The following is a 7,323-nucleotide window of genomic DNA, read 5'->3' on the forward strand; positions in this document are numbered from 1 at the left end:
GAGGCCGGGGCGGGCCGGCTGAACGCCGCCGCGATCCCCGCCCGGCGTACCGCCCGCACCGGAGCATCCTGCCGGGCGTTTCCGTCCTCGTCGTCCCGGGCCTCCGCGGTGTCGGCCGTGTCCGCGTTCTCCGCCTCTGCGGGTTCCGGGGGTTCCGTTTCCCCGGCTTTCGCCGTGGCCCGGGGAACCGCCGCGGCCCTGGCGGCCTCGCCCTCCTCGCCGCCGAAGATGCTCACCAGCTCGGCCACGTCCTCGATCGGCCTGCCCACGGCCGCCGCGCGCAGCGTCGTGTCGGCCTCGTCGAACTCGTGGGGAGGCTCGTGCAGCAGGGCGACCAGCCGCATGACCTCCTCCAGGGGACGGGCCACCGCGGCGGCGCGCAGCGCCTCGTCACCGGGGCTGGGCACCTCACCGGTCCGCCGCAGCAGACTGACCAGCGCGGCGACCTCCTCCAGCGGCCGTTCGGTCGCGGCCGTCCAGAGCAGGGTCCGTATCGGCTCCTGACCGGGCTCCATGGACAGGGTCGCGCTGTCGGTGAGGCCGGTGAGGGCGGCGAGAGCGGCATCGTCCGGCGGACGCGGACGGCTCTCGTCGCGATCCTCGGTGGCGGGATCGAGGTGGGGGTCAAGAGACATGGCGCGGCTCCCTCTGCCGAACTCCACGGGCGGGCACACACCCTGGTGGTCACCGTGCGGCCATCTACGGCGCACGCTTTGTTACATGAAATGCCCTGGTGCGGAGATTGCGCCATCCGGGACCGGCATACGAGGGGTTCTCGCCGTCCCGCGTATGGTCAGCGCGGCCGGGCGGCGGCCGTTCCCGGCCGGGTGGCCGACCGCGCGACCGGCTGGGTGACCGGCCAGGTGACCAGCGTCTCGTCGGGCTGCGGCACCTCGCCGTAGTCCTCGTCCGCGCTGTCGACCCGCAGCCGGTTGACGACGGCCTCCAGCGCGGCGGGCAGCGTGGGATGCCTGCCCCGGTGACACTGCCCGATGAGGTCGTGCAGGACGGCCTCGGGCAGCAGCGAGGACAGGGAAGGGACCGGGGGCGGCGCGCCGTCCGAAGGGGTACGGCCGGGGCCGGCCAGCCTGCGGGACTCGGCACGCCAGTGGGCCGCGTCCCGGAACTCGGCACGCTGCTGGTGGGCGAGGAAAAGACAGAACGCCGCCGTCCGGTTGCCGCCGCCCGCCGCGAACTGCCACCAGAACTGGGCCGCGTCGCGATGCCCCGTCAGATGCAGCAGCGCCGCGAAGACGACGGCTCCCTGCGGGTCTATCCGGTCGTGGTCGACCAGTTGGGCCAGACAGCCGGCCGCCTCGGGGGCGTTCAGGACGAGCGCGACGGCCAGGTCCAGGTCACGGCCCGCCTGTTCGTGCGCCGTGGCACAGTTCCCTGGGGCCCGCACGGGCACGGGCGCTTCCGCCCGCTCCCGGGCCCGCTCCCCGGCCCGCGCGGCGGCGCGCCGCAGGGCGCTGTCGGTGTCGTAGTCGTCGTACGCGCCCGCGAGGACCTCCGCGTCGTCCAGCAGCACCTCGACCCGGGTGCCTTCCGTTCCCCTCACCTGGCGGGTCCCAACTCCCTGGCCAGCCGTCGCCGTGCGTGTCGTACGTGCGAGCGGACGGTCGGCACCTCGATGCCCAGGTACTCGGCGACCACCTCGTCCGGCACGCGCAGGACGTAGCGCAGTACGACGACGTCGTACTGCCGCTCGGGCAGCCGGGAGATGGCGCCGTACAGGCCGATCTCGTTCTCCAGGACCGTGAACTGATCGGGCGTCCCGTGCTGGAGGAGCTTGCGGGCCGCCGCGTCGAACGCCGCGGTGTCGACGAGCGCGGGCGGTCCGTCGTGCGCGTCCTGCCGCCGGGCGACCTCCTCCTTGAGGACCGCCCAGGCGTACTGCGACACGGACTCCTGGAGCAGGACGTGCGGCCAGTGCTCCAGCAGCCGGGCGCACGCCGACTCGACCACGGTCTCGGCGACGGGCCGGGAACCGACCTGGGTGTGGGCGTACCGCAGCCACAGGCGGTGGTGGTGGGCGGCGAAGGCGTCGAACGTCAGGGCCAGTCGGCGGCTGGAACGGTCCGTGTGCCGGCGTACGCCGGGCGCGGTCGGATCCGGTCCCATCGGGTCGCGCGGATCCGGACGAGCCGGGTCGCGTACCTCCACGCCCAGGGCCCCGTCGCTGTCACGGGCCATCAGGTGCCGCCCTTTCGGTTCTTCCCCGTCAGGAAGGGATTTCCTTCCGGGGGTCAGTCAACCGGATGTCTGTGGTGGCAGTGGAGTGGTTGGGCGAAAAACTTTTCGCGCGTCACCCTCCGCACAGGGGGAGTTGACGCGTCTCGTACCGTGGTTCCTCCTAGTGGGCGGACGTGGGAAGCGGGGCGTGCGGTGGCCGACGGCAGCACGGTGGACCTGGAGCTGGACAGGGCGCATTCAGCCCGGATGTACGACTACTACCTGGGCGGGACGACCAATTTCCCGGCCGATCGGGAGGGGGCGGCGCGCGCGATGAGCGCTTTCCCCTCGATTCTCGCGACGGCGCGGATCAACCGGCGTTTCATGCACCGTTCCGTGCGGTTCCTGGCACGCTCGGGGATGGACCAGTTCCTCGACATAGGCACCGGTATTCCCACGTCACCCAACCTGCACGAGATAGCGCAGGCGGAGGTCCCGCACGCGCGTGTCGTCTACACGGACAACGACCCGATCGTGCTGGCGCACGCCCGCGCACTCCTGCACAGCCATCCGGCCGGGCGTACCGCGTACGTGGAAGCCGACGTCACCGCGCCCGAGGCGTTGCTGGCCGCCGACGAGATCCGTACGACACTGGACCTCACCCGGCCGGTCGCCCTTAGCCTCAACGCGCTGCTGCACTTCGTGACCGACGACCACGGCGCCCACGACCTGGTGGACGTCCTCAAGGCCGCGCTGCCCTCGGGCAGCACGCTCGCGATCGCCCATGTGACGACGGAGTTCGACCCCGAGGGCATCGCGCGCCTCACGGAGGCCTACCGCGCCTCCGGTACGCCGGGCCAGGCCCGTACGCGCGAGGAGATCGCCCGCTTCTTCGACGGCTGGGAGCTGCTCGACCCGGGGATCGTCGCGTCCCACCGGTGGCGTCCCGACCCCGGCGACGGCCAGGACGGGTCCACCGACAAGGAAGCCGCCTGCTACGTCGGCGTGGCCCGCAAGCCCTGACCTGCGGCGCGGCGTTCGCGACCCCCCACGCGCGGCGGCTCCGGCGCGCGGACCGGCTCCGCTCCGTTACCGAGTCGTCGCCTTCGGCTCCGGGCCGACGTGTTCCCTTCCCGGCGCGAATGCGGTACCCATGACGGACGCGGACGAGGAGCGGCCGGTGCCCGGGGCGGGGCACCGGTCGCTCCTCTGCCGCCGTGTCCGGATCTCCCCGGTCAGCCGGCGGCTGCCTGGACACCGGCGGCGGGACCGACCAGTTCGTCCAGGACGTCTTCCATGGTGACAAAACCGATGACGGTTCCCCGGTCGCCGGTGACGGCGGCCAGATGTGTGCCGGCCGCGCGCATCGCCGTCATCGTGTCGTCGAGCGGGGTGTCGATCTCGACCCTGACCATGGTGTGCAGGGCGGAGCGCGGGAAGGGCCGGGTCCGGTCGGCCGCGCCGAGGGCGTCCTTGATGTGCAGATAGCCGAGGACGGTACGGTCGGGGCCGGTCACCGGCAGCCGCGAGAAGCCCGACGACGCGGCCGTACGCTCCAGCTGCTGCGGGGTGATCCCGTGGTCCACCATGACGGTCCTGCCCAGCGGGACCATGACCTCGCCGGCGGGCCGGGTGCCCAGTTCCAGGGCGTCCCGCAGCCGCTCGCCGTCCGCCGGGTCCAGCAGTCCCGCCTCGCTGGAGTCCTTGACCAGCCGGGCGAGTTCGTCGTCGGTGAAGACGGACGTCACCTCGTCCTTCGCCTCGACCCTGAGCAGCCGCAGCAGCAGGTTGGCGAACGCGTTGATCCCGAAGACCACCGGCCGCAGCGCCCGGGTGAGGGCGATCAGCGGCGGCGCGAGGAGCAGCGCGGTCGGCGCGGGCGCCGCCAGCGCGATGTTCTTCGGCACCATCTCGCCGATGAGCATGTGCAGGTACGTGGCGAGGGTCAGCGCGACCACGAACGCGATCGGGTGGATCAGCGCCCCGGGCACCCCGACCGCCTCGAACGGCGGCTCCAGCAGGTGCGCGATGGCCGGCTCCGCGACCGCGCCCAGCACCAGCGAGGAGATCGTGATGCCGAGCTGGGCCGTGGCCATGGCCGCGGAGAGGTGCTGCAAGCCCCACAGTGTGGTCTTCGCGCGCCGGCCGCCCTTGAGGGCCGCCGGTTCGATCTGGCTGCGGCGGACCGAGATCAGGGCGAACTCCGCCCCGACGAAGAACGCGTTCGTCAGCAGCGTCAGGGCGCCGATGGTCAGTTGCAGGCCGGTCATCGGGCGTCCTCCGTCAGCGTGGCGGGGAGCGGTGAGGTGATCCGTACCCGGTCGGCGCGGTGGTGCTCGACCCGCAGGACGGCGAACCGCCAGCCGTCCACGTCCAGCCGGTCGGCCGGGACGGGAAGCCGCTCCAGCCGCGTCGCGAGCAGGCCCGCGAGTGTCTCGTACGGCCCCTCGGGGGCGGTGAAGCCGATCTCGTCCAGCTGGTCGAGCCGGAGGCTGCCGTCGGCCTCCCACACGCTGCGGCCCCCGGGGCCCGCGGCGACGGGGACCAGGCCCGGCGTCTCGTCCGGGTCGTGTTCGTCCCGGACCTCCCCGACGACCTCCTCCACGATGTCCTCGACGGTGGCGACCCCGGCGGTGCCGCCGTACTCGTCTATGACGACCGCCATCGTCCGCGCCTGGCGCAGCCGCCGCAGCAGCCGGTCGACCGGCAGGGAGTCGGGGACGAGCAGCGGCTTCGTCGCCAGCGCGGTGACCGGGGTGCGGTCGCGCAGGCTCTCGTCCAGGGCGAGGACGTCCCGGATGTGGACCGTGCCGATCACCTCGTCCAGGCTGTCCCGGTAGACGGGGAAGCGGGAGAGGCCGGTGGCCAGGGTGAGCCGGGCCGCGTCCGAGGCGGTGGCGTGCGCCTCCAGCGCCCGGACGTCCACCCGGGGCGTCATCACGTTCTCCGCCGACAGGTCGGCGAGGTGCAGGGTCCGTACGAACAGCTCGGCGGAGTCCGCCTCGATGGCCCCCTCCCGCGCCGAGTGCCGGGCCAGGGCGACCAGTTCCTCGGGTGTCCGCGCGGAGGCCAGCTCCTCGGCGGGCTCCAGGCCGAAGCGCCGCACCAGCCGGTTGGCGGTGTTGTTGAGGTGGCGGATCAGCGGGCCGAAGGCCGCGGTGAACGCGCGCTGCGGTCCCGCCACCACCTTCGCGACGGCCAGCGGACGGGAGATGGCCCAGTTCTTCGGGACCAGCTCGCCGATCACCATCAGCACCACCGTGGACACCACGACACCGAGGAGGGTGGCGACGGTGGACACCGCGCCCCCGGGCAGACCCACGGCCTCCAGGGGGCCGCGCAGCAGCACGGCGAGCGACGGCTCGGCGAGCATGCCGATGACCAGGGAGGTCACCGTGATGCCCAGCTGGGCACCGGAGAGCTGGAACGTCAGGCGCTTGGCGGCGGCCAGGGCGCTCGCGGCCCCGCGCTCGCCGGCCGCGGTGGCGCGCTCCAGCTCACCGCGCTCGACGGTGGTGAGGGAGAACTCGGCGGCGACGAACACCGCGCAGGCGAAGGTCAGCGCGAGAGCGAGCAACAGCAGGAGCACTTCGGTCACCGTGCCACCTCCGGCCCCTGGTGCGGCGGGACGGGGAGGGCACGGCTCGTACTGGGAGGTTCACCCATGGGGGGACCGCAGCTCCTTAAGCTGATCAACGACGTGGGGCAGGACGGCCACTCCGTCCCGCATCGCTCAATCGTAAAGGAGTCGCAAAATAATGCAATGTGGCGTGCGGCACGGCCCGGCCGGCCCGGCGCGCTCTACCGGACGTCGGTGAAGTCCGTCCCCACCGTGAGGGTCACGACGCCCGGCGCGGCCTGGGCGGACTCCCGCGCGGAGACGTCCGGCAGGCGCGAGGCGAGGACCCGGGCCTGCGCGCCGAGGCCGCCGGGGTACCGCACCGACGTCCTGCCCGTGGTCTCCGGCGCGTTGCCGATGGAGGCGACGGTGAAGCCGGCCGTACGGAGGGTCTCGGCGACCGCGGCGGCCCTCCCCGCCGTGCCCGTGCCGTTGAGGACCTGGACGCGGACCGTGCTGGCGTAGACCGGGACCTTGGCCGCCGCCTCCAGCTTCTTCTTGCTGACCTCCTGGTCCCGGGCCAGGGACGTGAACAGGTCCGACGCCTGCGGGTACTGCCACACCACGTTGGCCCGGTCGGCCGGTACGTCCGCCTCGCGCGGGTAGTTCGGTACGGTCAGGAAGGCCAGCCGCTCCTTGGGGATGCCCTTGATCTCGGAGGCGAGGGCGTACAGCGGCTTGATCCCGGCGAGCGGTTCGTCGGTCGTCAGCGACCTGGTGGCCGAGTCCAGGAATCCGTACAGCGCCTTCGGGCTGGTCAGTTTCTTCTGCGCCTTGGCGGCCACGGCCTCCATGAACTCCTGCTGCCTGCCGATCCGGCCGAGGTCGGAGCCGTCCCCGACGCTGTAGCGCGTACGGACGTACCCGAGCGCCTTCTCGTCGCGCACGGTCTGGCAGCCGGCCTCCAGGTCGAGGTGCGCCTTCTTGTCGTGGATCGCCGTCCCCGGACAGACCTCGATGCCGTCCAGCGCGTTGACCATGCCCTTGAAGCCCTGGAAGTCGACCGACATGAAGTGGTCGATGCGCAGTCCGGTGTTGCGCTCGACGGTCCTGATGGTGCAGGCGGCGGCCCCGGCCACGTCACCGCTCGTACCACCGATGGCGAACGCCTCGTTGATCTTGAAGTGATGGAGGCCGGACTCGCTGCCGTTCCCCCGGTCGCAGGCGGGGATGGTGACCCAGGAGTCGCGCGGCAGGGAGACGACGGTGGCCCAGTCCCGGTTCGCGGCGATGTGCAGCACCATCAGCGTGTCGGACTGCATGGTGGTGAGGTCGCTGCCGTACTTCGCGTTGGCGCCCGTACGCGAGTCGGAGCCCACGACCAGGATGTTCTGCGAGCCGGGACTGGAATTGACCGGCCGGCCGCCGCCGATCTTGCCGTCGATGTCCGCGCCGTGGATGTTGCCGTCGAGACGCTGGTAGATCCAGGTGCCCGCGCCGCCCGCCCCGAGGGCCCCGACGGCGAGCGCGCCGCAGACCCAGACGGCCACGCGACCGCGCCGGGTGAGGCGGGTCCGGCCCGCCCGGGC

The 7,323-nt window shown here is 72.6% G+C and carries 6 protein-coding genes and 1 pseudogene; 1 reads left to right on the forward strand and 6 read right to left on the reverse strand.

All coding sequences use genetic code 11. The features are described from left to right. From GT042_RS29950 to GT042_RS29960, 3 genes and pseudogenes are all read right to left on the reverse strand, one after another. Positions 1-635, reverse strand: a pseudogene (locus tag GT042_RS29950) (hypothetical protein); the annotation flags it as partial. Positions 636-793: 158 nt separating this feature from the next. Further along, positions 794-1,561 carry a hypothetical protein gene (locus GT042_RS29955; RefSeq protein ID WP_202534154.1) on the reverse strand — a complete coding sequence of 256 codons (768 nt, stop codon included), beginning with the start codon at positions 1,559-1,561 and terminating at the stop codon, positions 794-796. Beyond that, positions 1,558-2,196 carry a sigma-70 family RNA polymerase sigma factor gene (locus GT042_RS29960; RefSeq protein WP_237531341.1) on the reverse strand — a complete coding sequence of 213 codons (639 nt, stop codon included), beginning with the start codon at positions 2,194-2,196 and terminating at the stop codon, positions 1,558-1,560. The genes GT042_RS29955 and GT042_RS29960 overlap by 4 nt, the downstream gene beginning before the upstream one ends. 192 nt (positions 2,197-2,388) lie before the next feature. On the opposite strand from GT042_RS29960, the gene GT042_RS29965 reads away from it, so the two are divergent. Then, entirely contained in the window at positions 2,389-3,198 is an 810-nt protein-coding gene (locus GT042_RS29965; RefSeq protein WP_345943973.1) for an SAM-dependent methyltransferase, read from the forward strand. A 212-nt stretch (positions 3,199-3,410) separates the two neighbouring features. Here GT042_RS29965 and GT042_RS29970 read toward each other — a convergent pair whose 3' ends face one another. The 3 genes from GT042_RS29970 to GT042_RS29980 all read right to left on the reverse strand — a co-directional run. Then, positions 3,411-4,445 (reverse strand): hemolysin family protein, encoded by a 1,035-nt coding sequence (locus tag GT042_RS29970; protein WP_161311830.1) that lies wholly within the window; start codon positions 4,443-4,445, stop codon positions 3,411-3,413. Continuing rightward, the gene (locus tag GT042_RS29975) at positions 4,442-5,773 is read right to left on the reverse strand and encodes a hemolysin family protein (protein ID WP_161311831.1); all 1,332 of its coding nucleotides are present in this window, start codon (positions 5,771-5,773) and stop codon (positions 4,442-4,444) included. The genes GT042_RS29970 and GT042_RS29975 overlap by 4 nt, the downstream gene beginning before the upstream one ends. Before the next feature lie 203 nt (positions 5,774-5,976). Continuing rightward, a partial coding sequence (locus GT042_RS29980) for an LCP family protein (protein WP_202534156.1) occupies positions 5,977-7,323 on the reverse strand: 1,347 nt, incomplete at its 5' end.

The organism is Streptomyces sp. SID3212 (assembly GCF_009865405.1).
Lineage (GTDB): Bacteria > Actinomycetota > Actinomycetes > Streptomycetales > Streptomycetaceae > Streptomyces.